This is a genomic window from Neisseria dentiae, assembly GCF_024580525.1.
In the GTDB taxonomy this organism is placed as follows: domain Bacteria; phylum Pseudomonadota; class Gammaproteobacteria; order Burkholderiales; family Neisseriaceae; genus Neisseria; species Neisseria dentiae_A.
Window position 1 is genome coordinate 38,150 of sequence record NZ_JANIKQ010000018.1, and the last position, 23,348, is coordinate 61,497.

Annotated in this window: 21 protein-coding genes, 1 tRNA gene and 1 pseudogene; 13 read left to right on the forward strand and 10 right to left on the reverse strand. The window is 54.9% G+C overall.

The features are described 5' to 3' along the window. Positions 1 to 60 precede the first annotated feature (60 nt). The 6 genes from NQ012_RS10540 to NQ012_RS10565 all read left to right on the forward strand — a co-directional run bounded on the left by NQ012_RS10540 (position 61) and on the right by NQ012_RS10565 (position 5,500). On the forward strand, positions 61 to 744 hold the full coding sequence (locus tag NQ012_RS10540; protein ID WP_085366961.1) for a 2,3-diphosphoglycerate-dependent phosphoglycerate mutase: 684 nt from the start codon (positions 61 to 63) through the stop codon (positions 742 to 744). A gap of 183 nt (positions 745 to 927) precedes the next feature. Further along, positions 928 to 1,449: a PepSY domain-containing protein gene (locus tag NQ012_RS10545; protein WP_257067552.1), complete on the forward strand. Its 522-nt coding sequence runs from the start codon at positions 928 to 930 to the stop codon at positions 1,447 to 1,449. Between the two features lie 136 nt (positions 1,450 to 1,585). After that, positions 1,586 to 2,260 (forward strand): response regulator transcription factor, encoded by a 675-nt coding sequence (locus NQ012_RS10550; RefSeq protein WP_257067553.1) that lies wholly within the window; start codon positions 1,586 to 1,588, stop codon positions 2,258 to 2,260. A gap of 148 nt (positions 2,261 to 2,408) precedes the next feature. Continuing rightward, positions 2,409 to 3,728 carry a sensor histidine kinase gene (locus NQ012_RS10555; RefSeq protein WP_257067554.1) on the forward strand — a complete coding sequence of 440 codons (1,320 nt, stop codon included), beginning with the start codon at positions 2,409 to 2,411 and terminating at the stop codon, positions 3,726 to 3,728. 277 nt (positions 3,729 to 4,005) lie between these two features. Then, the gene (locus NQ012_RS10560) at positions 4,006 to 4,761 is read left to right on the forward strand and encodes a J domain-containing protein (RefSeq protein WP_257067555.1); all 756 of its coding nucleotides are present in this window, start codon (positions 4,006 to 4,008) and stop codon (positions 4,759 to 4,761) included. Positions 4,762 to 4,903: 142 nt separating this feature from the next. After that, the gene (locus NQ012_RS10565; RefSeq protein WP_257067556.1) at positions 4,904 to 5,500 is read left to right on the forward strand and encodes a class I SAM-dependent methyltransferase; all 597 of its coding nucleotides are present in this window, start codon (positions 4,904 to 4,906) and stop codon (positions 5,498 to 5,500) included. Positions 5,501 to 6,017: 517 nt separating this feature from the next. Here the strand turns inward: NQ012_RS10565 and NQ012_RS10570 are convergent. Beyond that, a complete protein-coding gene (locus NQ012_RS10570) occupies positions 6,018 to 7,616 on the reverse strand; it encodes an isocitrate lyase (RefSeq protein ID WP_257067557.1) in 1,599 nt (532 codons plus the stop codon). Between the two features lie 468 nt (positions 7,617 to 8,084). After that, positions 8,085 to 8,957, reverse strand: a complete 873-nt coding sequence (locus tag NQ012_RS10575; protein ID WP_257067558.1) for a lipid A biosynthesis lauroyl acyltransferase — start codon at positions 8,955 to 8,957, stop codon at positions 8,085 to 8,087. Positions 8,958 to 9,228: 271 nt separating this feature from the next. Here NQ012_RS10575 and NQ012_RS10580 point away from each other — a divergent pair, with 271 nt between their 5' ends. Both NQ012_RS10580 and NQ012_RS10585 read left to right on the forward strand, forming a co-directional pair. Beyond that, on the forward strand, positions 9,229 to 11,007 hold the full coding sequence (locus tag NQ012_RS10580; protein ID WP_257067559.1) for an extracellular solute-binding protein: 1,779 nt from the start codon (positions 9,229 to 9,231) through the stop codon (positions 11,005 to 11,007). 213 nt (positions 11,008 to 11,220) lie between these two features. Continuing rightward, positions 11,221 to 11,670 (forward strand): universal stress protein, encoded by a 450-nt coding sequence (locus NQ012_RS10585; RefSeq protein ID WP_257067560.1) that lies wholly within the window; start codon positions 11,221 to 11,223, stop codon positions 11,668 to 11,670. Between the two features lie 310 nt (positions 11,671 to 11,980). Here NQ012_RS10585 and NQ012_RS10590 read toward each other — a convergent pair whose 3' ends face one another. The 5 genes from NQ012_RS10590 to minC all read right to left on the reverse strand — a co-directional run bounded on the left by NQ012_RS10590 (position 11,981) and on the right by minC (position 15,753). Further along, positions 11,981 to 12,736 carry an ABC transporter permease gene (locus NQ012_RS10590; protein WP_257067561.1) on the reverse strand — a complete coding sequence of 252 codons (756 nt, stop codon included), beginning with the start codon at positions 12,734 to 12,736 and terminating at the stop codon, positions 11,981 to 11,983. A gap of 267 nt (positions 12,737 to 13,003) precedes the next feature. After that, entirely contained in the window at positions 13,004 to 13,933 is a 930-nt protein-coding gene (locus NQ012_RS10595; RefSeq protein WP_085366805.1) for a hydrogen peroxide-inducible genes activator, read from the reverse strand. Beyond that, complete coding sequence (gene minE, locus NQ012_RS10600) at positions 13,930 to 14,199, reverse strand: cell division topological specificity factor MinE (RefSeq protein WP_085366804.1); 270 nt, start codon at positions 14,197 to 14,199, stop codon at positions 13,930 to 13,932. Before minE ends, NQ012_RS10595 begins: the two co-directional genes overlap by 4 nt. 2 nt (positions 14,200 to 14,201) lie before the next feature. Next, positions 14,202 to 15,014, reverse strand: coding sequence for a septum site-determining protein MinD (minD, locus tag NQ012_RS10605; RefSeq protein WP_085366803.1), 813 nt, complete (start codon positions 15,012 to 15,014; stop codon positions 14,202 to 14,204). Between the two features lie 37 nt (positions 15,015 to 15,051). Next, a complete protein-coding gene (gene minC, locus NQ012_RS10610; RefSeq protein WP_257067562.1) occupies positions 15,052 to 15,753 on the reverse strand; it encodes a septum site-determining protein MinC in 702 nt (233 codons plus the stop codon). A gap of 86 nt (positions 15,754 to 15,839) precedes the next feature. Here minC and NQ012_RS10615 point away from each other — a divergent pair, with 86 nt between their 5' ends. From NQ012_RS10615 to NQ012_RS10625, 3 genes and pseudogenes are all read left to right on the forward strand, one after another. Further along, positions 15,840 to 16,703 (forward strand): Rossmann-like and DUF2520 domain-containing protein, encoded by an 864-nt coding sequence (locus NQ012_RS10615; protein WP_257067563.1) that lies wholly within the window; start codon positions 15,840 to 15,842, stop codon positions 16,701 to 16,703. Positions 16,704 to 16,869: 166 nt separating this feature from the next. Beyond that, positions 16,870 to 17,043 (forward strand): transposase-like zinc-binding domain-containing protein, encoded by a 174-nt coding sequence (locus tag NQ012_RS13195; RefSeq protein ID WP_445013497.1) that lies wholly within the window; start codon positions 16,870 to 16,872, stop codon positions 17,041 to 17,043. Positions 17,044 to 17,064: 21 nt separating this feature from the next. After that, positions 17,065 to 17,850 (forward strand): annotated as a pseudogene (locus tag NQ012_RS10625) (IS256 family transposase, variant Zn-binding type); the annotation flags it as partial. Positions 17,851 to 17,905: 55 nt separating this feature from the next. Here the strand turns inward: NQ012_RS10625 and NQ012_RS10630 are convergent. After that, the gene (locus NQ012_RS10630) at positions 17,906 to 18,889 is read right to left on the reverse strand and encodes a TerC family protein (RefSeq protein WP_257067565.1); all 984 of its coding nucleotides are present in this window, start codon (positions 18,887 to 18,889) and stop codon (positions 17,906 to 17,908) included. Positions 18,890 to 19,122: 233 nt separating this feature from the next. On the opposite strand from NQ012_RS10630, the gene NQ012_RS10635 reads away from it, so the two are divergent. Continuing rightward, complete coding sequence (locus tag NQ012_RS10635; RefSeq protein WP_257067566.1) at positions 19,123 to 20,016, forward strand: ABC transporter ATP-binding protein; 894 nt, start codon at positions 19,123 to 19,125, stop codon at positions 20,014 to 20,016. A 330-nt stretch (positions 20,017 to 20,346) separates the two neighbouring features. On the opposite strand, the gene yccS is transcribed toward NQ012_RS10635, so the two are convergent. After that, the gene (gene yccS / locus NQ012_RS10640) at positions 20,347 to 22,500 is read right to left on the reverse strand and encodes a YccS family putative transporter (protein WP_257067567.1); all 2,154 of its coding nucleotides are present in this window, start codon (positions 22,498 to 22,500) and stop codon (positions 20,347 to 20,349) included. Positions 22,501 to 22,697: 197 nt separating this feature from the next. Further along, on the reverse strand, positions 22,698 to 23,051 hold the full coding sequence (locus NQ012_RS10645) for a hypothetical protein (RefSeq protein ID WP_257067568.1): 354 nt from the start codon (positions 23,049 to 23,051) through the stop codon (positions 22,698 to 22,700). A 184-nt stretch (positions 23,052 to 23,235) separates the two neighbouring features. On the opposite strand from NQ012_RS10645, the gene NQ012_RS10650 reads away from it, so the two are divergent. Next, positions 23,236 to 23,311: transfer RNA gene (locus tag NQ012_RS10650), tRNA-Lys, on the forward strand. The last annotated feature ends 37 nt before the right edge of the window (positions 23,312 to 23,348 follow it).

The following is a 23,348-nucleotide window of genomic DNA, read 5'->3' on the forward strand; positions in this document are numbered from 1 at the left end:
AACGGCGGCGGCAAAATATGTTATAAAGCAGGTTTTCAAAACCCGTATTGGAGCAAGCACATGGAATTAGTATTTATCCGCCACGGCCAAAGCGAATGGAACGCCAAAAACCTGTTTACCGGCTGGCGCGACGTGAAACTGAGCGAGCAGGGTCTGGCCGAAGCCGCCGCAGCGGGCAAAAAGCTGAAAGAGAAGGGTTATCTGTTTGACATCGCCTTCACTTCGGTGTTAACCCGCGCCATCAAAACCTGCAACATCGTGCTGGAAGAGAGCGACCAGCTGTGGGTGCCGCAAGTGAAAAGCTGGCGTTTGAACGAGCGCCACTACGGCCAGTTGCAGGGTTTGGATAAAAAACAAACCGCCGAAAAATACGGCGACGAGCAGGTGCACATCTGGCGCCGCAGCTACGACACCCTGCCACCGCTGCTCGACCCGAGCGACGAATTTTCGGCCCACAACGACCGCCGCTACGCCAACCTGCCGGCCGATGTGGTGCCCGACGGCGAAAACCTGAAAGTTACCCTCGAGCGCGTGCTGCCTTTCTGGGAAGACCAAATCGCCCCCGCCATTTTGAGCGGCAAACGCGTGCTGGTGGCTGCCCACGGCAACTCGCTGCGCGCACTGGCCAAGCATATCGAAGGCATTTCCGACGACGACATCATGGGCCTGGAAATCCCCACCGGCCAGCCCTTGGTGTATAAGCTCGACGATAACTTGAAAGTGGTTGAAAAGTTCTATCTGTAAGCTTGAACGCCAATAAAGAAAAAGGCCGTCTGAAAATATTATTTTTCAGACGGCCTTTTTCTTTACACAATTTAAACCACGCCTAATTTTGGCATAAATATCGCCCTCTACAATGCGCTGCATCGGAAAGCCGGCAACTGCGGATTCCATCTTTTTATCCCGATATTTTTTAGGAGTGCGATTATGAAAACACGCTTCAACACTTTGGCCGCCGCCGGCTTGGCTTCTTTGCTGGCCGTCAGCGGTTATGCTTTGGCCGATAATGGCCGGCAAAAAATCGCCGCCGTGGCGCAAACCCAGGTAACGCCCGCGCAGGCCATTGCCGCCGCACAGAAACAGGCCGGCGGCCAAGCCACCGAAATCCAGCTGAAAGGCAAATACGGCACGCCCGTTTACCATGTGGAAGTGCGCAACGGCCAGCAGGAGCACACCGTTTATGTTGACGCCGTCAGCGGCAAGGTTGTCGGCAGCAAAGCCGAAACCGAATGGAAGCCCGCCCGCAAAGCCGCCGTGTCGCTGGAGCGCGCCATCCAAGCCGCCCAAAGCACCGTTCAAGGCCGCGTGATGGAGGCCGAACGCGACAGCAACCGCGGCCAACTGGTGTATAAGGTTGATATCCTCGGCACCGACAATGTGCCGCACAAAGTGATTGTGGACGCCAACAGCGGCAAAGTGCTGAATTCTTTTGTGGATTACGACGATTAAGCGGCAAAGGGATACAATAGTCGAGGCCGTCTGAAACCTGCGCGGTCTGATTTTTCAGACGGCCAAACAACGGATATGCAACCCAATCATCAAGCCGCAGCGATGATTGGGTTTGCCGCCGTTAAAGGGAAGAGCCATGAGAATTTTATTGATAGAAGACGACAACATGATCGGCCGTGCGGTGGAGGGCAGCCTGAAAGACAGCCGCTACACCGTCGATTGGGTGCGCGACGGCAAAGCCGCCGTCGATACGCTGGCCGCCCAGCCCTACGATGCCGTGCTGCTCGATTTGGGCCTGCCGTATAAAGACGGCCTGCAAGTGCTGCACGACATCCGCTCGCGCGGCCTGACCCTGCCCGTGCTGATACTTACCGCCCGCGACGACATCACCAGCCGCCTGCAAGGCTTGGACAACGGCGCCGACGACTACATCATCAAACCTTTCGAAATGTCGGAAGTGCTCGCCCGCATCCGCGCCGTGATGCGCCGCACCGGCGGCAGCGCCGTCAACACGCTCGACAACGGCGTGCTCACGCTCGACCCTGCCACCTATTACGCCAAACGCCACGACAGCGGCGAAAACGTGCCCCTATCAAACCGCGAATTCGCCATACTGCACGCGCTGATGCTGCACCCGGGCACCATACTTTCGCGCAGCGATTTGGAAGACAAAGTGTATGCCTGGGGCGAAGAACCCGAAAGCAACGCCATCGACTACCTGATTCACGCCCTGCGCAAAAAACTCGGCCACGACAGCATCAAAAACGTGCGCGGCGTCGGCTGGCTGGTGTCGAAAAAAAGCGAAGATTAACCGGCGCGGTTCCCGTTTGCTTTCAGACGTTCTGCAACTTTTGCCAAAAGGCGTGCGAACCGTTATAAACCGTTTTTTATTTCCCGCTACGGCTCGAGCGCTTGGCAGGCCGTCTGAAAACACTCATTCCGAAAGGTTTTACCGTTTTATGTCCCGCCATCCCTCGATACAGGCCCGCCTTTCCGTATTCCTCACCCTGATTATCCTGCTTACCGCCGTGGTTTCGGGGATTTCCACCTTCTACACCATGTTTGAAGAAGCGCAGGAGCTGCAAGACGACCTGCTCAGACAGGCGGCAATGCTCACGCAGAAAAACGAGCTGGCGGGCGATACCGGCTACACCGAAATCGATAACGACACCCGCATCTACATCCAGCCCCTGAGCGACAACAGCCGCTTCAACCTGCCAGCAGGCGAGCAAGAAGGCTTTTCCGACATCACCGACAAACAAAAAGGCAAACCCTACCGCGCCTATATCCACCACTATCCCGACGGCAGCCGCTTCGCCTTTATTCAGGAAACCGAATTCCGCGACGACGTAGCGTTCGACAGCGCCTGGCACGCCGTGCTGCCCCTGCTGGTGCTCGCCCCCGTGGCCGTGCTGTTGAGTATGCTGATTATCCACATCACCCTGCGGCCGGTGGCCGAATTGTCGAAACAGGCCGAAATGCGTAACGAAAACGACCTCTCGCCGCTTACCGCCGCCAATATCCCGCAGGAAATCTACGGCTTCACCGAAGCCATCAACCACCTGCTGCGGCGCGTGGGGGAGGGCGTTTACCGCCAGCAGCGCTTTATCGCCGATGCCGCCCACGAACTGCGCTCGCCGATGACCGCGCTCTCGCTTCAGGCCGAACGCCTGAACACCCGCGGCCTGCCCGCAGACACCGCGCAGCTGGTTAACGAACTGCGCGAAGGCATACGCCGCAACCGCCGCCTGCTCGAACAGCTGCTGTCGATGGCAAGGGCGCAGTCCGACGAAAAACGGGTGCAGCAAACCATACAGGTCAGCCGCACCTGCCGGCGGCTGATACAGGATTTATACCCGCTGGCCGAAGCCAAAAACATCGATTTGGGCGCAGGCTGCAACGACGAAACCGAGCTTTTCGGCGACGAAACCGAAATCTATACCCTGCTTAAAACCCTAACCGAAAACGCCATTTCCTACACGCCCGAAAACGGCAGAATCGACGTGAGCGCCAAAGCGCACAACGGCGGCTGCCTGATAGAAGTGGAAGACAACGGCCCCGGCATCCCGCCCGAAGAGCGCGAACGCGTGTTCGACCCGTTTTACCGTATTTTGGGCAGCAACACCGAAGGCAGCGGCCTGGGGCTGTCGATTGCCAAAACCATCACCGAACGCTACGGCGGCCGCATCACGCTGGCCGATGCCGAACAGTTCGACCACGGCCTGAAAGTGAGCGTGTGGCTGCCGCGCGGGAATATTCAGAAAGAATCAGGAAAGTAAGGTAGAAACCTTTGCAAAAACCCTGCCCTATCCTGAAAAATATTTTTACCCCGTCATACCTGTGCCCAACCCGGGTATCTGTGATTTCTCTTGAAACAAAGAGATGCTTGGGTCAAGCCCGAGCATAACGCAGAGGGTTTAAGATGTTGGAAGGTATTTTTGCAAAGGCATCAGGCCGTCTGAAAAGTTTTTTTCAGACGGCCTGATAATGCAGAAAAACCTATTTTTACAGAAGATTGAATATAATCGCAGTTTTCCATTCAACACGGCGGCCACGATGGCAAAACGCATACGCACCCATTACGACAACCTCAAAGTCGCGCAAGATGCGCCGATTGAAGTGATCCGTGCCGCCTACCGCTCGCTGTGCAAAAAATACCACCCCGACCAAAACCGCGACAACCCCGATGCCGAACGCATCATGAGCCTGGTCAACCGCTCTTATGCCGTGCTTTCCGACCCCGAGCAGCGCCGTGCCCACGACGAATGGATAGCCGCCCAAGGCGCGGCTGAAAAACCGGTTTCTTCACCCATGCCGAAAAACCGCGAACCCGAACCCGGCCTATTTGCCCAAGCCCTGTATGCGCGGCGTTTGTGGTTGGGATTGCTGTTTTTCGCCGCCTTAATCGGCGCGCTGTTTTGGCTGGCCGGCCAACAGCGGGAGGCTGCCGCCGATATGCCCGTTGCCCGGGCCGACACCGCACCGGCGAGCTATCCCGAATTCGCACAATATATGGCAGGCTATCCCGTGCTGGCCGAAACCGGCAACGGCATGGTGAAAATCGACAATCAGGCCAACCGCTCAGCCGTGTTGGCGCAGATTTACCCAGAAAGCGGCAATACTGCCCTGCGTACCATCTATATCCCCCCGCGCGCCGACTTTACCGCATTCAAATTGCCCTCGGGCAGCTACCGCATCAGCTACCGCCAGCTTGCCGACGGCAGCCGGGAAAACACCGTTTTCACGCTTTCAGACGGCCAAACCCAAGCAACGGTGGTGCAGCTGGAAAGCGCCCGCGCCGGCGTACCTTAAGGCCGTCTGAAATGTTAGATTCAGCCATTATCGGGCTTGAACCGATAATCCGGCATGTGCCATTCAGGCGAAAAGCGAATGTTTTCAGACGGCCTCAAGGTATTTTTGCAAAGATCTCAAATAATCAGATAGGAGACACACCATGTCGAAATGGGACGAACGCTACCAGCCCGAAGAATATGTGTTCGGCACCGAGCCAAACGAATTTATCGCCCGTATCCGCCCCTATCTGCCTGCGCAGGGCAGGGCATTGGATTTGGCCACCGGCGAAGGGCGCAACGGCATTTTTCTGGCGCAGCTCGGTTTGGAAGCCGAAGGTGTGGATATGTCGGCCAGAGGGCTGGAAAAAGCGCAAAAACTGGCGCAGCAAAAAGGCGTGCGGTTTGCCACCCGCTTGGCCAACATCTCCGAAATGGATTTACCGACCGACCATTATGCCGTGATTACCTCGGTATTCTGCCACTTTGCCGAACCCGAGCGCAGCCGCACCCTGCAACGCATGATAACCGCACTGCAAAGCGGCGGCCTATTTGCCGGTGTGTTCTACCACCCCGACCAAATCGGCCGCGGCACCGGCGGCCCGTCCGACCCCGCCATGCTCGGCACGCTGGAAGAAATGCAGCAGGCGCTGCACGGTTTGGAATGGCTGGTGGCCGAACACAGCTTGCGCGATATGAGCGAAGGCAGCCGCCATCAAGGCGTCAGCTCGGTGATTTACCTGCTGGGGCGCAAGCCGTGACAAGGGTAAGGTCTTGCAAAAATCAAACTGCCCCCTAAACAAGCCTGGATACCGTTGTTCCCGCCTGCGCGGAAATAACGGTATTTAAACATTTCAGACGGCCGTAAGGTATTTTGCAAAGGCCCCGGGGTTTCAAAAAATGCCGTTTGTATAGTGGATTGAATTACTTCGATACAAGGCGGCAAGCCGCAGACAGTGCAAGTAGTGCGGAACCGATTCCGTTGCCGCCTTAGCGGCTTACAAAACCGTTCTCTTTGAGCTAAGGCGCAGCAACGCCGTAGCGAAAGCTAAGTTAATCCACTATATCTGTATGCAGAAGATGATTCAGTAAGCTGTTCGGTTTGCAGGCAAAAAAAGCGGGCAACCCTTGCGGATTGCCCGAATACCTCAAATCAGAGATTTACGCTTCACAAACAATACAGGCTTGCGCCTGCACTTTATCCGCACAGCTCAACTCTATGCAGATAAAGAGGTCAGTTTCAGACGGCCTTTCGTTGAGGCCGTCTGAAACGGTCTCTTACGAGAATTGGTTCATGGTGTTGTCTTTACCGCCCGCTTTCAGTGCGGCTTCGCCGGCAAAGTATTCTTTGTGGTTGTCGCCAATGTCGGAACCGGCCATGTTTTGGTGTTTCACGGTGGCGATACCTTGGCGGATTTCTTCACGCTGAACGCCCTTCACATAAGCCAGCATGCCTTGGTCGGCAAAGTAGCCTTTGGCCAGATTGTCGGTTGACAAGGCGGCGGTATGGTAAGTGGGCAGGGTAATCAGGTGGTGGAAGATACCGGCTTGGGCAGACGCATCTTTTTGGAACGTGCGGATGCGTTCGTCGGCTTCTTTGGCCAAATCGGTATCGTCGTAATCCACGCTCATCAGTTTGGCGCGGTCGTAGGCAGATACGTCTTTGCCGGCCTGCTGCCATGCGTCGAACACTTGCTGGCGGAAATTCAGCGTCCAGTTGAACGAGGGGCTGTTGTTATACACCAGTTTGGCGTTCGGAATGGTTTCGCGGATTTTGTCCACCATTTCTTTAATCTGGCCGATGTGCGGTTTTTCGGTTTCGATCCACAGCAAGTCGGCGCCGTTTTGCAGCGAGGTTACGCAGTCAAGCACCACACGGTCGATGCCAGTGCCTTTGCGGAACTGGAACAGGTTGCTCGGCAGGCGCACGGGCTTGATGGTTTTGCCGTTGGTGTTCACAATCACGTCGCCCGGTTTGATTTGGCTCAGGTCGGTGATTTCTTCGCCGTCTAAGAAGCTGTTGTATTGATCGCCCAAATCGCCCGGCTGCAATGAGTAGGCAATCTGTTTGGTTAAGCCGGCGCCCAAAGAGTCGGTGCGGGCGACAATCACGCCGTCGTCCACGCCCAATTCCAAGAATGCGTAGCGGACGGCGTTGATTTTCGCCAAGAAATCAACGTGCGGAACGGTTACTTTGCCGTCTTGGTGGCCGCATTGTTTTTCATCGGAAACTTGGTTTTCGATTTGGATACAGCAGGCGCCTGCTTCAATCATTTTCTTGGCCAAGAGATAGGTGGCCTCGGCGTTGCCGAAACCGGCGTCGATATCGGCGATAATCGGCACAACGTGGGTTTCGAAGTTGTCGATTTGGTTTTGGATTTCCTGTTCTTTGGCTTTGTCGCCGGCGGCGCGGGCGGCATCCAGCGCGGTGAACAGCAGGTCAAGCTCGCGGGCGTCGGCCTGTTTCAGGAAGGTGTACAGCTCTTCAATCAAAGCCGGAACGCTGGTTTTTTCGTGCATGGATTGGTCGGGCAGCGGGCCGAATTCGGAACGCATGCCGGCCACCATCCAGCCGGAGAGATACAGGTAGCGTTTGTTGGTGGTTTTTTGGTGTTTTTTAATCGAAATCAGTTTTTGCTGGCCGACAAAACCGTGCCAGCAGCCGAGCGATTGGGTGTAGTTTGCGGGGTCGGCGTCGTATTCGGCCATGTCGCGGCGCATAATGGCGGCGGTGTATTTGGCGATATCCAAGCCTGTTTTGAAGCGGTTTTGCAGCCGCATACGGGCAACGTATTCGGGGGTAATCGCGCTCCAGCCCGAACCCATCTGCTGCTTCAGCTCTGCTGCTTGTTTGATTTCGTTTTGGTAATTTGCCATCTCTGTTAACTCCTTTGTTCTCGCTTGATTTTTGGAATACCGTTTACACGTTATTGATTTCGTGTAGTGGGGCGTAGTCGGAATTTACCCGCTTTTTGCCGTCTTGCCAAGCCCTTGTTGCAAAGTTTTTGATTTTTATGCAGGTTTTGAATGATTGGCAGTTGGTGTTTTTGGAATTTTATGGCTGTTGTTTGGCAGTTTTCTATATTTTTTGGGGAAATCTGCTGTTTTTGAGATATTTATTATCAGGATTTGAGGTGTCGCATTATTGTTTTCCAACAACGGCAATAGTGTAGTGGTTTGAATTTCAGGGGTTTATTTTGGACGGTGTTGCTGCCGTACAATATCGGCTATGCCGAAAGATTAATAAGTAGCGGCGTGTAATCCGGTGTTCGGCAATAAAAAATGCCGCCTTTCTTTAATACGTTAAGAAAGGCGGCTTGTATTGTTTAAAGGCCGTCTGAAACGTTAGCCGTAAAAGCCCGGCTCGCCTTCGGGGCGGGTTTTGAAACGTTTGTGCAGCCAGAAATATTGTTCGGGGTGTTCGCGTGCGCGCGCTTCGATAAAGTCGTTCATGCGCTGCGTGTCGGCCTCCGCACTCTCGGTGGGAAAGTTTTCCCAGGCGGGATAAAAACGCAGCGTTACGGTGTTGTCGGCTTCACGGGTGGGGATAGCGGGGATAACTCTGGCACCGGTTAAGCCTGCGATGCGGCTCAATCCGGCAATGGTGGCGGTGGGAATGCCGAAAAAGTTGACGAAAATCGAGTCGTTGCGGCCGAAATCTTGGTCGGGCAGGTAGAGAAAGGGGGTGCCGCTTTTGCGGATTTGTTTGATAATCGCCCGCAAACCTTCGGTGCGGCCGATTAAAAACACGTTGTTGTAGCGGTGGCGGCCTTTGAGAATCTGCTCGTCCATCGCCCGGTTTTTCTGGTGGGAATACATGCTGGTAAGCGGCACGTCTTGGTTGAGGGTGTAAACGGCCATTTCAAACGCGGTGAAGTGGGGGTAGAGCAGAATCACTTTTTCGCCCGCTGCCAGCGCGTCGTCGAGATGGTGTTTGTCTTGATAGCGAACGAAGCGGCGCAGGCGTTCGGCGGGGGCATACCAATAAAGGCCGTATTCGAACATCAGTTTGGCCATGTGTTGGAAATGGCGTTTCAGCACGGCGGTGCGTTCGGTTTCGCTCCACTCGGGAAAGCATTTCCGTAAATTGGTTTCGCCCACTTTGCGGCGCGGTTTGACGGCGTAATAAGCCAAAAAGCCGACAAAGTCGGCCAGTTTGTGAATCAGGCAAAACGGCAGCAGTTGAATTAAATATAAGATAAAGAAAGCGAATTTCATTTGTCGGCTGTCGGGTTGGGCGGGTGGCCGTATTATAGACGCGAACGCTGCTTTTTTATACAAACCTTTTCGGGTTGGGCAGGGTTATTGAGCAGCATGGCGGGTCGGTGTGCAAATACGGGCTTCCGGTTTTCAGACGGCCTGAGCAGATTTTGTCAAGGTTCCGGCTTGTTATCATCTGCTCAGCAAATGGTTTAACTCTAAAACGGTGTTTGGGCAATTCTGCCGATAGGCTACAATAAGCTCCGCATTTTTTGTTAAGCGTTTTGAGATGAAAACTTTTTCCGCCCTGCTGCTGTTTTGCGCCGCCGCCCACGCCCACGCCGCCCACGGTTTGGCTTTGGGCCAGCCCGTGCTGCACCCTGCCGGCTTCAAATCGTTCGGTTATGTCAACCCCGATGCGCCCAAAGGCGGCACGTTTACGCTGCCTGCGCCCGGCAGCTTCGATACGCTCAACCCGTTTACGCTCAAAGGCGACCATGAGGCGGGCACCGTTATGCTCACGCTCGACACGCTGGCCGAAAAAGGCAAAGACGAGCCGTTTGCCATGTACGGCCTGCTGGCGGAAGACATTTCTCCGGCTTCAGACGGCCTTTCCGTAACCTTCAAACTCAACCCCAAAGCACGCTTTCACAACGGCGACCCCGTGTTGGCCAAAGACGTGGCCGCCTCGTTCAACACCCTCACCCGCGACAAAGCCGCCGCGCCCATGTACCGTTTTTATTGGGCAGACGTGGCGCGCGTAGAAACCCCTGATGAGCGCACGGCGGTGTTCCGCTTCAAAAAGCGCAACGCTGAACTGCACATGACTTTGGGCGAGCTGCCCGTGTTTTCGCATAAAAGCTATCCCAAAGGCCTCGCCGCCGCAGCCAACACCCCGCCTATCGGCTCCGGCCCCTACCGCCTGCACAAAACCGACGCAGGCCGCCTGAGCGAATTCGTGCGCGACAAAAACTATTGGGCGCAAAACCTGCCCGTGCGCAAAGGCATGTATAACTTCGACACCGTGCGCTTCAAATATTACAAAGACGACAGCGTGCGCATCGAAGGCATCAAAGGCGGGCAATACGATTTCGTGCAGGAAAACATCGCCCGCAACTGGGCGCGCGCCTATCCCGATGCCGTGTTGGCGAAACGCAAACTGCACAAACACGAATGGCGGCACAACAACACCGCCGGCATGCAGGGTTTCGTGATGAACCTGCGCCGCAAGCCTTTCGACGATATCCGCGTGCGGCAGGCGCTGGTGGAAAGTTTCGATTTTGAAAACACCAACACACGCCTGTTTTACAGCACCTACCGACGCAGCAACAGCTTCTTCACCAACGGAGAAACCGCCGCACGCGGCAAACCTGCCGGTGCAGAATTGGCCTTGCTCAACGGCGTGAAACAGCATCTGCCCGCCGCCGTGTTCACCCAAAACGTGCCCGAACCGCCCAAAACCGACCCCGTGCTCGGCGTGCGCCCCAACCTGCTCAAAGCCCGCGCCCTGCTCGAACAGGCAGGCTACCGCTACCGCAACGGCATCTTGGTCAACCCGCAGGGCAGGCCGCTGGTGATTGAGTTTCTCAGCCCCAACAAAACCTATGAGCGCGTAACTGCAAAATGGCGCAACGATTTGGCCAAAATCGGTGTGCTGATGAACGTGCGCGTGGCCGACCCCGCCGTTTACCAAAAGCGGCTCAACAGCTTCGATTTCGATATGACCATCACGGTGTATGCCAACAGCGAAAGCCCTGGCAACGAACAGTTCGACTACTTCAGCTGCGCTGCCGCTAAAACCGACGGCAGCCGCAACTGGGCGGGTGTGTGCCATCCCGCCGTAGAGGCCCTGCTCAAACATTTCGAGAGTTTCACCAACCGTGCCGAATTGGTGGCCGCTTCCCGTGCGCTCGACCGCGTCTTGCGCCACCAATACATCATCGTGCCCAACTGGTATGCCGACCGCCACCGCGTGGTGTACCGCGACACATTGGGCATACCCGCCAACCGCCCCAAGTACTATTCTCCCGTAGAGTGGGCGCTGAGCACGGGTTGGGTGAAACGGTAGTGCGGGCAATGGAAAACAAAGGCTTCAGGCCGTCTGAAAACCGGCGGTCGGTTTGCCTTGACGTTCAGACGGCCCACTAACTTGATACAAAACAAAAAGCCTTTTCGGCCAAGCAACTTAAAATACCCATAGCGGTCTATCTCATATAAACTGAAAACACAAACCGCCCCAAAAAAGCAGACCAACCGTTACCACAAACCGAGGAGGTGCATCATGTATCAACGTATTCTGGTTCCCGTAGACGACAGCACAGCAGCCCTGCATGCCCTGAGAGAAGCCTGCCAGCTGGCCAAACAGCTTGATGCCGCCATTTTGGCCGTACACGTGGTGGACGTTGCCCAGTTCGATTGGGGCGCGCCGACCTTTAACGATGCCGCCGCCTTGCGCAAAGCCGTGGAAGCCACCGGCGTTAAAGTGCTTGAAAAAAGCCAAGCCGAGCTGGAGGCCGCAGGTGTGCGCTACGACAGCCTGATTATGGAAAGCGCGGGCGACAAAATAGCCGATTTGTTAATCGAACAGGCCGAAGCGGAAAACTGCGACTTAATCGTGATGGGCACACACGGCTTCTCCGGCCTGATGCACCTGCTGATGGGTTCCGTTGCAGAAGGCGTAGTGCGCAAATCCGATGTGCCGGTGCTGCTGGTGCGCCGTAAAGACGATTAAACGTCCGAACCAACCGCCGAAGGTTTCGGTTTGAAAACACAAATAGGGCTTTGCAAAACCCCTTGATAAAACAGCCGGTGTTGTTTAATGCAACACCGGCTGTTTGGTATCTTGATTCTCTAACGGATTGAGCCTTTGCAAAATTTGCAGAGGCCGAGACCTGTACAAAAACCAGAAAAAGTTTATTGGCCGTCATTCCCGCGCGGGCGGTAATGACGGGATTTGAGCACTTCAGGCCGTCTGAAAACACCTGCCTGCTGTTTTCCGGCCTGTGCAAGAAAGAACAACATGCTTAAGATGCTGTTGTTCCCTAGCTGCGCAGCTTCCAGCCCGACTTCAAAATGCCCAATACCAACACGGCCAGCCCTATGGTAAACCCGCCGACCACGCCGAACGACAGCCACGGCGATGTGTCGCTTACCCCGAAAAAGCCGTAGCGGAAGCCGTCGATCATATAAAAAACCGGATTCAGGTGGCTCACGCCGCGCCAAAATTCGGGCAGGCTGTTGATCGAATAAAACACGCCCGATAAAAAAGTGAGCGGCATAATCAGGAAATTTTGAAACACTGCCAATTGATCGAATTTTTCGGCCACAATGCCCGCCAACAGCCCCAACATACCCATAATCATGCAGCCCAGCAGCGCAAAAACGAGTATCCATGCCGTATTGTGCGGCATCGGCAGGCCGAACGGGGCGGTAACGGCCACCACGCCCGCGCCGACCAGCAGGCCGCGTACTACCGATGCGCCGACATAGGCCGAGAAAAAGGCCGGGGTGGAAATGGGCGGCAGCAGGATAAACACTAAATTGCCGGTGATGCGCGATTGAATCAGGCTGCTGGATGCGTTGGCAAATGCATTCTGCGTCATACTCATCATTGCCAAGCCGGGAATCAGAAAGGCGTGATACGGCACATTGGGCAGTGCTTCCACATATCTGCCGACAGCGTGCGAGAAAATCAGTTGGTAGAGCAGCGCGGTCAGCATTGGGGCGGCTACGGTTTGTATGCCTACCCGCCAAAAGCGCAGAATTTCTTTTTTAAACAGAGTGAAAAATCCGGTCATTTTGGTATGCGGTATGGTAGTGGTTGGGGGCCGTCTGAAAGCACCGGTTAATGTTTCAGACGGCCTGAAATTTATATTTATCCAGTTAGGAATGATACGGCGTCGGGCTGTCGGGGTTGTCGTGCGAAAATCGGGGTAGGGGATTTTACTGTTTCGTATCTCAGTCAGTTTTCCGCTATATCAAGCTGTAAATGTTAAGTTGCTTTCGGAAGCAAAACGGCTGCTCTGGAGCAGGCAGCCGTTTGCAGTTTGCGGGAGCAGCCGGTTTCAGGCGGCCTGGGTTTCTACGAAGCTCACGCCGTTTAGCTGCGATGCCAGCACGGCATTGCGCAGTGCCGACAAGGCTTTGGGGCGCACGAAGTTGCGGCGGTAGGCCAATACCACGCGGCGGTGCGGGGCGCTGCCCTCAAACGGAATGATGCTGAACAGCATATGATCGTTTTCGGTGAGGGCGGTAGCGGGCAGTACGCTGATGGAAAGGCCGCTGGCAACCATGTGGCGGATGGTGTTGATGGAGCTGCCTTGCAAGGTGTTGGTCAGCCCCTGTATTTTTTGGCGGGAGGCCAGTTCGGAGCAGCTTGCCAAAACCTGATCGCGCATACAGTTGCCTTCGGTAAGCAGCAGCACCTGTTCTTCGGCCAGCATGGCGGGGGTAACGGTGTCCAGCTCTTCGAAATGATGCCCTTTGGGTACGATTACGAAAAACGGTTCGTCGTATAACGGCTCGGTAACGATGCCCGGTTCGTGATAAGGCTCGGCCACGATAATGGCGTCCAAATCGCCGCGCTTGAGGGATTCGGTGAGAATCTGGGTATAGTTTTCTTCAAGCATCAGCGGCATATTCGGAGCACTCTGGCGCAACGACATAATCAGTTTGGGCAGCAGATAGGGGGCAACGGTGAAAATCAGGCCGAGTTTGAACGCACCGTCCAATTCGTTCTGTTCTTCATTGGCCAGATGCTTGATCAAATCGGCCTCTTCCAGCACCCGGCGGGCTTGGGCGATGATGCGCTCGCCCGCTTCGGTGGTGATGATGTCGTTGCTGCTCCGGTCAAACAGCGATACGGCCAGCTCTTCTTCCAATTTTTTAATGGCAATCGAAAGGGTGGGCTGGCTGACGAAGCAGCGGCGGGCGGCGCGTCCGAAATGGCGCTCCTGCGCCACTGCAACGATGTAGCGCAATTCGGTTAAGGTCATGCTTCTTCGGCCTTCTTCTGCTCCGGCAAGGTAATGTTCAGTTCAAGCACGTCCAAGCCGTTCTGTTTTTCTTGGGAAATGCGAATGTCTTCCAAAGATACATGCACATATTTAGACAACACTTCCAGCAGTTCTTTTTGCAGGGTGGGCAGGTAGTCGGGAGCCTGCTCTTTGGCACGCTCTTGGGCGATGATGATCTGCAGGCGGTCGCGCGCAACGGCGGCGGTTTTGTTTTTTCTGCCGAACAGTAAATCAATCAATGACATGATCAACCTCCGAACAGGCGTTTGAAGAAGCCTTTTTTCTCGGCTTCCAGATAACGCATTTCGCGGTTTTCGCCCAACAGGCGGGATACCACGTCTTTATAGGCTTCGGCGGCGGCCACGTCGTTTTGGTGGATAACGGGGGCGCCTGAGTTGGAGGCCTGCAACACGTTTTGCGATTCGGGAATCACGCCGATTAGCGGGATACGCAGAATGTCGCAGATATCCTGCACCGACAGCATTTCGCCTTTTTCAACACGCTCGGGCGAGTAGCGGGTGATCAGCAGGTGCTCTTTCACGGTTTCGCCTTTTTCGGCTTTGAGCGATTTGCTTTGCAGAATGCCCAAGATACGGTCGGAGTCGCGTACGCTGGACACTTCGGGGTTGGTGGTGATGATGGCTTCGTCGGCGTAATACAGAGCCATCAGCGCGCCCTGCTCGATACCTGCGGGTGAGTCGCAGATAACGTATTCGAAGTTCATTTCGTCGGTCAGCTCTTTGAGCACGCGGCCTACGCCGTCTCGGTCGAGGGCGTCTTTGTCGCGGGTTTGCGAAGCAGGCAGGATAAAGAGGTTGTCGCAGTGTTTGTCTTTAATCAGAGCCTGGGTTAACGAGGCTTCGCCTTGGATTACGTTGATCAGGTCGTACACCACGCGGCGTTCGCAACCCATAATCAGGTCGAGGTTGCGCAAGCCTACGTCGAAATCGATAACGGCGGTTTTGTGGCCGCGGATGGCCAAGCCTGAAGCGATGCTGGCACTGGAGGTGGTTTTGCCTACGCCGCCTTTACCTGAAGTTACTACAATAATTTTTGCCACGATGTTTCCTTTTAAAAATCGTTTAAAACCAAAACGGTCAGTCTCCGTCGATGGCGCTGATAACCAGACGGTTTTCTTGAAGCGATACCTGCACGGCCTTTTTGTTGAGGTGTGCCGGCAGGCTTTGTTCGAAGTTGCGGTAAATACCCGCTACCGACACCAGCTCCGCCTGCATGGAGTGGATGAATATCCGCGCGTTGCGGTTGCCGGTTGCGCCGGCCAGCGCGCGGCCGCGCATGGCGCCGTAAACGTGGATATTGCCGTCGGCAATGATTTCCGCCCCTTCGTTCACGATGCCGGTTACGATAAGGTCGGCGTTTTCGGCATACACCTGCTGGCCGGTGCGGATGGGGGTGTTTATCAGCACGGTCGGTTTGCTGATTACGGTGGCCACCGGATCGGGGGCCGGCGCTTGTTTGGCCGGGGCTTCCGGTTTCGGGTCGTTGCGGCTGAACGTCAAATGGTAGGCCTCGGCGTGCGCCGCCCATGCTTCGTTTTCATGGCGCAGGCCGATGATTTGCAGGCCGTAACGGGCAAACAGCGACACGATGGCGGCGATGCTCAATTCGCCGGGGTTGGCGAATTCTTGCAGGTCCAATAAAAACAGCATGCTGCCCAGCTCTTTGTGCTGGCTCACGCGCTGTTGTAAAAATTCTTCCAATTCCCCTAAATCAGCAGTATGCAACTGCACCGAAAGCACGTCTAAGCGTGCCGATTTCACATCAAAAGCTGGTTTCATTTTTGGTAAGACAGTCATAAAAAAATTTAATGGGGCTAAGTTTACCGTGTTAATCTTAGCTATTCAATCCGTTAAGGCCGTCTGAAATGAAAAAAAGCTTCCACATAATCGGTTTGGGGCGCGTGGGGCAGACTTTTGCAACCGTAATACCACAAAGCGGCCGCTGGCGTTTGGCTTGCGCGGTGTCGCGAAGCGGCGGCGGTGTGCGGGAAGACAATGTTGTCTGCCCGATAGTTCCCCGTATCGGCTTGCTGCCGCGTGCCGACGCGGTGCTGGTGTGCACGCCCGACAATGCCATTGAAGAGGCGGCGGCGGAATTGGCGCGGCTGCCGTGGCTTTCTGCACAAACTTTGGTGGTGCATTTCAGCGGTGCGAAAACAATAGGCGCATTAAATGCCGTTGTCAAATGCGGTGCGACAATCGGCAGTTTGCACCCTGTTTTCGCATTTGCCGATGTGGCGCAGTCGGTGCGGTCGCTGCGCGGGAATTTGTGTGCGTTGGAGGCGGGCGGTGCGGCGGCGATGGCGGTTTTGCACGATTTGGCCGATGCGGCGGGCCTGCGGGCGTTTGAAATACCGTCGGCACAAAAGGCGCGTTACCATGCGGCGCTGTCGGCGGCTTCCAATTTTTCGGTAACGCTGGCGGCATTCGCCCAAGATTTGCTGCGGCCTTTAAATCTGCCCGAACCGCTGGCGCGTGATTTGGTTTGTAATCTGTTGCGGCAGAGTGTGGAAAACCTCTCGCACCTGCCGCCGGTGCAGGCGCTGACCGGCCCGGTGGTGCGCGGCGATGATTCTACCGTGGCGGCGCACTTGGCTGCGCTGTCGGGCGACGAGCGGCAGTTATACCGTATGTTTGCGCTATCCACGTTGGCATTGGCGGCGCCGAGGCTGGGGGCGGAGGCGCAGGAGGCGCTGCGTTCGGTTTTGACTGATGGCGGGCCGTTATAACTGTTCAAATATCAAAGGTTGCAGCCGCCAATGCGGTGTTTTTCTTTTTCAGACGGCCTGAAACCTGCGAAAATAAAAAAGCAGATGTTTCAACACATCTGCTTTTTTGTTCGGACGCAAGGCCGGTTAGGAGGCTTTGCCGTTTTCGGCGTAAGGGACAAAATGGGTGCTAAAAATCCTTGAAAGCCTTATCCTGAAAGGATTTCAAGGATTCAAAGGTTTTGAACACAAAAAATGCCCTTTTTGCACCTCTCGAAGCATTAAACGTAACGGCACCAGAAACGGTAAGCAGCGCTATCAATGTAAAGCCTGTCTGAAGCGCTTTGATGGTGGCAGATGACTTAATCCCGACGAATTATGGCGGCTCTACACCGACGGCAAACAAACCTCGCAACAACTTGCCGAACACTTCCGTTGCAGCCGCAAAACCATCAGCCGCCATCTCAAAAAAGCTACCGCAAAAAACCGGTTTGCCGCCCCCGATGCCGTCAACCTCATCATGGATACCACCTATTTCGGCAGAAGTTTCGGCATCATGGTTCTGTATGACAGCATCAGCAATCAGGCATTGTCGGTAGACGAAGTCAAATATGAAACCAATGCGCTATATCTTGAAGCAGTCTGCAAACTCGAGCAAAAAGGCATAACAATACAAAGTATTACCTGCGACGGCAGGCAAGGTTTGATGCAGATGTTTCCCAACATACCGATACAACTGTGCCAGTTTCATCAACTGAAAACCATCAACCGCTATCTGACCCGCAGACCGAAAACAGCAGCCGCCCGAGATTTGAAAGCCATTGTGCGCACTTTGAAAAACAGCACCCGCAGGCAATTTGAAAGTGCGTTAACGTGCTGGTTGAATCGGCATAAACACTTCCTGAACGAGCGTACCGTCAACCTTGAAACAGGTAAATCGCATTACACGCATAAGCGGTTGAGAAGCGCGTTTCACAGCCTGAAGCGGAATTTGAATTACTTGTTTACTTTCGAGCAGTTTGCCGAATTGAATATCCCTCAAACAAGCAATTTGCTTGAGGGTCGCTTTAGCGATATGAAGCGGAAATTGCGCTGCCATCAAGGCATGAAAAAAGATAATAAGATTAGGTTTATTAAAGATTATTTCTCTATTCGGCAGCCTGAATAGCACCCAAAATGTCCCTTAGAGAGATGCTACTCCAAAATAGCACCCATTTTGTCCCTTACGCCCCGTTTTCTTTGCGGCGGTTATACATCAGCGAAATCAGTATCGACACGCCCAGTGCGCCGAACACCACCGAAAGCGATACGCCCACGGGGATATGCACCCAGTGCATAATCAGCATTTTGATGCCGATAAAGCTCAACACGAAAGCCAGGCCGAATTTCAAAAACACGAAGCGGTCGGCAATGTCGGCCAGCAGGAAATACATGGCGCGCAGGCCGAGAATGGCGAAAATGTTAGATGTGAGCACGATAAACGGATCAGTGGTTACGGCAAAAATCGCCGGAATGCTGTCCACCGCAAAAATCACATCGCTCATTTCAATCATCATTAAAACCAGCAGCATGGGGGTGGCGATGCGTTTGCCGTTTTCAACGGTGAAGAATTTTTCGCCGTGGAAATTTTCGCTCACCCGAATGTGGCCTTTCACCCAGTTGAGCAGTTTGTTGTTCGACAAATCCTCCTCTTCTTCGCCTTCGCCGCCCGAGCGGATCATCTTCACGCCCGTGTATAGCAAAAATGCGCCGAACACATACAAAACCCACTCGAAGCGGCTCACCAGCGCCGCGCCGATAAAAATCATGATCATACGCAGCACGATGGCGCCGAACACGCCGTAAAGCAACACGCGGTGCTGATATTGCGGCTGCACTTTGAAATAAGAAAAAATCATTAGAAACACGAAGATATTATCTACCGCCAATGATTTTTCCAAAATATAGCCGGTGAAAAACTCCAGCGTTTTCTGTTTGGCGACGGCATGACCGTAGAGCGGATTGCCTGCCAGCTCGAAATACAGCCAGCCGGCAAAGGCGCACGACACCGCCACCCACACGGCAGACCATGCCAGCGCTTCTTTTATACTGACTTTGTGTACGCCGGATTTTTTGAGCGAAAGCATATCGACGGCAATCATCACTAAAATGGCGGCAAAAAATACCCCGTAAAACAAGGGCGTGCCGACTGAAGGGTGTTCGACCATATTGTTGTTTTCCTAAAAAACGTGAGGGTTGCGAAAAAAGCCGCATTCTAACATATCCGCCCGATATTGCTGTTTTTTCATCATAAATCGTGCCGATTGCCGTTCAGGCCGTCTGAAAACGGGGGAGGCCGCAACAGGTTGCGATGGATAACATTTTTTCGCTATATAATCGGCTTTTTATTTTTCAGACGGCCTCGTCATCCCCCGTCTGTTTGCAACCCACGGAAACCACCATGCAGCCCGCACTCAGCATCCGCAACGCCGTTAAAACCTATAAAAACGGCTTCACCGCCCTGAACGATGTCAGCTTCGATGTGGAGCAGGGCGAATTTTTCGGCCTGCTCGGCCCCAACGGCGCAGGCAAAACCACCCTGATTTCCGCTATGGCCGGCCTCAGCCGCCTCACGTCGGGCAGCATCGCCGTGATGGGGCACGATGTGGTGCGCGACACCTACGCCGCACGCATGAGCTTGGGCGTGGTGCCGCAAGAGCTGGTGTTCGACCCCTTTTTCACCGTGCGCGAAGCCCTGCGTTTTCAATCGGGCTATTTCGGCATCCGCAACAACGGCCGGTGGATAGACGAAATCATTTCCAAGCTCGGCCTGGCCGATAAGGCCGACACCAACACCCGCAACCTTTCCGGCGGCATGAAGCGGCGGCTGATGGTGGCGCAGGCGCTGGTGCACCGCCCGAGCGTGATTGTGCTCGACGAGCCGACGGCCGGGGTGGATGTGGAGCTGCGCCAAAGTTTGTGGGCGTTTATCGCCGAGCTTAACCGCGAAGGCCACACCGTGATTTTAACCACGCACTATCTCGAAGAAGCGCAAAGCCTGTGCCACCGCATCGCCATGCTCAAACAGGGCAGGCTGGCAGCGTTGGACCAAACCGAAAACCTGTTGCACAGCGAGCAGGGCGTGCGCGCGGAGCTGCTGCTTGGCGGCGCCCTGCCCGAAAACCTGCGGCAATGGGTTGCGGAGGAAGAAAACGGCAGGATATTGCTCAAACTCGATGGCTACGACCAGCTGGCTTTCGTTTTGCAAACGCTGAAATATGCCGGAGTGGAAGTAAAACACTTGGCGCTGCCGGAAACGGATTTGGAAGATGTGTTTGTGAAAATCATGCGCTAGGGTGGGAAAAGATGGCGGTTTGTGCAGGGGTCGGAGCCTTGGCAACATACAATCAGGCCGAAACTTCTGCAAAATTCATTGAGGCCGTCTGAAATGTTTGATTCCGTCATTATCGGGCTTGACCCGATAATCCAAAGTTTGCCGTTCAGGCGAGAGGCGGCTATTTCAGAAACATCCGGCAATGACGGAAAAGAAACTTTTGGTGATGTTTTTTGAATTTTGCAAAGACCACAGGCCGTCTGAAAAATCTTTTCAGACGGCCTGTGGTCTTTAGTAAGTTATGTCGGTATGACAATGATTGGGTATTTCAGACGGCCTCGATAAATTCCGTTAGGCCGCCGCCGTTTCCAAACTGCCGGCCCGGGTTTCGTGCAGCATACGGTAGCACGGCTCGAGCTGGCGGGTAATCAGGCTCAGCTGTTGCCAAAGTATGCTGCTTTGGCGGTCGTCGCCGATTAAGCCGTGCAGTTGCGCCAACTCCTGCCGCACCTGCTCCAAGGCCGTCTGAAACACTTCGGGCGGTTGTGCGGCGAGATTTTCCAGCATATCGGCTGCTTGGTAGGCCGTGCGGTAGAAATTTTCGCTGAACTCGGGCGCACATCCCTGCGCCATCTGGCTGCGGTAGGCTCCGAGGGCGGAAATATAGCCGATCAGGGCATGGCTGGTTTTGAGCAGGGTAAAGCCGTCTTGCAGCTTGGCGCCGTATTTTTTCGGCTCGCCGCTCATGTCGGAAAGCGTGCTGCTCAACGATGCGGCGGCTTCGTGTGCCTGACGGCGGGCAACGCGGTAGGCCATGTCGTCGGAACCGCCGTTTTGCAGTTGGCCGAGAATATGGCGCAGGTAAACGCCGTTGCGGCTCACGGCCTGCGCGGCGGTGCGCTCGAGTGTGAGGTAACGCCAGTCGGGCCACAGATACGACACCGCCACCCAAGCGATGGCCGAACCGATTAAGGTGTCGGCCACGCGCTGCCAGGTGAGCGAAAACACGTCTTCACCCGCCAGCGACAGCGCGGTGAGCGCCTGTACGGTGATGAAAAAGGTGGAAAAACTGTATTTGAAGGTGCGGAAAAAGAAAAACAGCGTGGTGGCCGCCAGCACGATCCACAGTTTGGTTTCGACCGAAGGCGTGAAATACGGTACCAGCGAGCCGACCAGTACGCCCAGCACCGTGCCGGCGATGCGCTGGTTGATGCGGCTTTTGGTGGCCGAATAGTTGGGTTGGCACACGAAGAGGGCGGTGAGCAGAATCCAATAGCCGAAATGGATATGGAACACCTCAACAATGGTACAGGCGGTAAACACCACGATGGCCAGCCGCACGGCATGGCGGAATACCGCCGATTCAAAATTGAGCTGGCTGCGCACGGTGCGCCAAACGTTGCGCAGGCCGCCGCTTTCCATGCCGGCGATGCGGTGTTTTTCAGACGGCGTTTCTTCCGCTTCTTTATCGCCGCTTTCGATGTGGCAGAGTTGGTAATCGACGCTGAACAGGTTTTCCAACAGCCTTTGCAGGGTATGCACTTCGCTGCCGCGGTGGGTTTCGGCATACAGTTTCAGCGATTGGCGGCAGCCTTCGATGGCGCGCTGCAAACGTTTGCTGTATTGGTAGGGTTGGCCGCTGCGCAGGCTTTCGGCCACATCGCGGCAGGCCTGCCCCTGCAATTCGAGCAGGCGGTGGATACGGAAGATTAAATCGGTGTTTTTTAACTTTTCGGCCAGTTCGCGGTAATCCATATGGGCGGAGCTGATGCGCTCGTGGATATCCTGCGCGGTGAAGTAATAGCGCAGCATCCGGCTGGTGCGCGGGTGGCGGTGTTGGCCGCGCATACGGTAAAACAGTGCGCTGCGGCAGCGGTTGAAGGCTTCGATGATGGCGGTGTTTTTCATCGCCAGGTCAATCTGGCGGTTTTCCAACTGTTCGGCCTCGTCGGGGTCGAAAAACTCGGCTTTGGCATCCAGATAACCGCCCAGCGCCGAGTAGGCCGCCGCCATGTTTTCCTGCACGGGGCGGTGCGGGAAAACAATATGCAGGATCAGCGTCATGGTGCTGTATAGCAGCGTGCCGCACAAAATCATAAACGGGTTGACCACCCACGGCATATCGGGTGTGTACGACAATGTTGTGTAAGTGGCCACCGCCAGCGTGCCGAACGCAAACGTGCGGTAACGCAGGCCCACCGCCCCCAGCAGCGTAAACACAAACGTGAGCAGCGTCATCGTTAGAATAAACTGCAAGCCCGCGCCGTATGTGATCTGCGCCGAGAGCGAGGCTATCGAAAACAGCACCACCGTTATCACGATATTTTTCAGACGGCCTGTCAAACGGTTGTCCAAATCCACCAAACCGCCGGCAATAATGCCCAGCACAAACGGCGTGGTGAGTTTGGGCACGTTGAAATACCAAATAAACGTGGTGGCAATAAACACGCTGAAAAAAATCGGCAGCGTGGCAATGATTTTAGGGTTGACGGCAGGCGTGCGCATAACGGAATCCGCGTTGGCGGGTTGAAGTGCGGGAAAACGCAATTGTACAGGATTTATACGGCGGTTTGATTAACTGGGCATACCGGCTCCAACCGCAAAGGTTTGGGCCGGCGGGGTTTCAGACGGCCTCAAACGGGGCAAAAAGGCAGGCAACCGCGCCCGCCCTTTTGTTGTTGCCAATAAACAGCAGTTGCCGTTTATTTGGCCGCTTCTTTCGCTTTGGCGGCTGCTTCTTTGGCCGCGGTTACCGCATCTTCGGCAGCGGTTTTGGCTGCGCTTACCGCACTGGCAGCCGCATCCTTACCGGCAGCGGCCGCTTCTTTGCCTGCCTCCGCCGCAGTAGAGGCGGCATTTTCCACTTTAGCGCCGGCTTCTTTAGCCGCATCCACAGCACCGCTTACGGCAGAAGCCGCTTCGGCTTTGGCGGCGGCCGCATCGGTTTTCACGTCAGAAGCCACGGCCTGGGCCGCTTCTTTGGTTTCTTGTTTGGTTTCTTGCGAACAGGCGGCCAGGGCGGCAACGGCTGCAACGGCAATCAAAAATTTTTTCATTTCGAGTTTATCCTTGTGTTTGAAATATCGGAATCTACCGGCATCGTGCGCCGGAATGGGCAAAATAATAACATATCCGCCGCCGGTTAAAATCACATTCCGGATATTGGCCGAATAAAATCAAAAAAACCACCAAAAAGTGCTTGACAGCCCGAAACGGCATTTTTATAATGCGCACTCTTTCGGGTCGTTAGCTCAGCTGGTAGAGCAGCGGACTTTTAATCCGTTGGTCGAAGGTTCGAATCCTTCACGACCCACCAAGCTTTCCAAGCCTAAACAACCGTTTAGGCTTTTTTC

Excerpts from the sequence above, each read along its gene's own strand:
- NQ012_RS10580 (WP_257067559.1), top strand. The coding sequence starts at position 9,229 with ATGAAAACTTTTTCCGCCCTGCTGCTGTTTTGCGCCGCCGCCCACGCC.
- NQ012_RS10540 (WP_085366961.1), top strand. The coding sequence starts at position 61 with ATGGAATTAGTATTTATCCGCCACGGCCAAAGCGAATGGAACGCCAAA.
- NQ012_RS10630 (WP_257067565.1), bottom strand. The coding sequence starts at position 18,889 with ATGGTCGAACACCCTTCAGTCGGCACGCCCTTGTTTTACGGGGTATTT.
- NQ012_RS10590 (WP_257067561.1), bottom strand. The coding sequence starts at position 12,736 with ATGACCGGATTTTTCACTCTGTTTAAAAAAGAAATTCTGCGCTTTTGG.
- NQ012_RS10555 (WP_257067554.1), top strand. The coding sequence starts at position 2,409 with ATGTCCCGCCATCCCTCGATACAGGCCCGCCTTTCCGTATTCCTCACC.
- NQ012_RS10565 (WP_257067556.1), top strand. The coding sequence starts at position 4,904 with ATGTCGAAATGGGACGAACGCTACCAGCCCGAAGAATATGTGTTCGGC.
- NQ012_RS10645 (WP_257067568.1), bottom strand. The coding sequence starts at position 23,051 with ATGAAAAAATTTTTGATTGCCGTTGCAGCCGTTGCCGCCCTGGCCGCC.
- NQ012_RS10585 (WP_257067560.1), top strand. The coding sequence starts at position 11,221 with ATGTATCAACGTATTCTGGTTCCCGTAGACGACAGCACAGCAGCCCTG.
- NQ012_RS10575 (WP_257067558.1), bottom strand. The coding sequence starts at position 8,957 with ATGAAATTCGCTTTCTTTATCTTATATTTAATTCAACTGCTGCCGTTT.
- yccS (WP_257067567.1), bottom strand. The coding sequence starts at position 22,500 with ATGCGCACGCCTGCCGTCAACCCTAAAATCATTGCCACGCTGCCGATT.
- NQ012_RS10595 (WP_085366805.1), bottom strand. The coding sequence starts at position 13,933 with ATGACCTTAACCGAATTGCGCTACATCGTTGCAGTGGCGCAGGAGCGC.
- NQ012_RS10635 (WP_257067566.1), top strand. The coding sequence starts at position 19,123 with ATGCAGCCCGCACTCAGCATCCGCAACGCCGTTAAAACCTATAAAAAC.
- NQ012_RS10615 (WP_257067563.1), top strand. The coding sequence starts at position 15,840 with ATGAAAAAAAGCTTCCACATAATCGGTTTGGGGCGCGTGGGGCAGACT.
- NQ012_RS10545 (WP_257067552.1), top strand. The coding sequence starts at position 928 with ATGAAAACACGCTTCAACACTTTGGCCGCCGCCGGCTTGGCTTCTTTG.
- NQ012_RS10550 (WP_257067553.1), top strand. The coding sequence starts at position 1,586 with ATGAGAATTTTATTGATAGAAGACGACAACATGATCGGCCGTGCGGTG.
- minC (WP_257067562.1), bottom strand. The coding sequence starts at position 15,753 with ATGAAACCAGCTTTTGATGTGAAATCGGCACGCTTAGACGTGCTTTCG.
- minE (WP_085366804.1), bottom strand. The coding sequence starts at position 14,199 with ATGTCATTGATTGATTTACTGTTCGGCAGAAAAAACAAAACCGCCGCC.
- NQ012_RS10560 (WP_257067555.1), top strand. The coding sequence starts at position 4,006 with ATGGCAAAACGCATACGCACCCATTACGACAACCTCAAAGTCGCGCAA.
- NQ012_RS10570 (WP_257067557.1), bottom strand. The coding sequence starts at position 7,616 with ATGGCAAATTACCAAAACGAAATCAAACAAGCAGCAGAGCTGAAGCAG.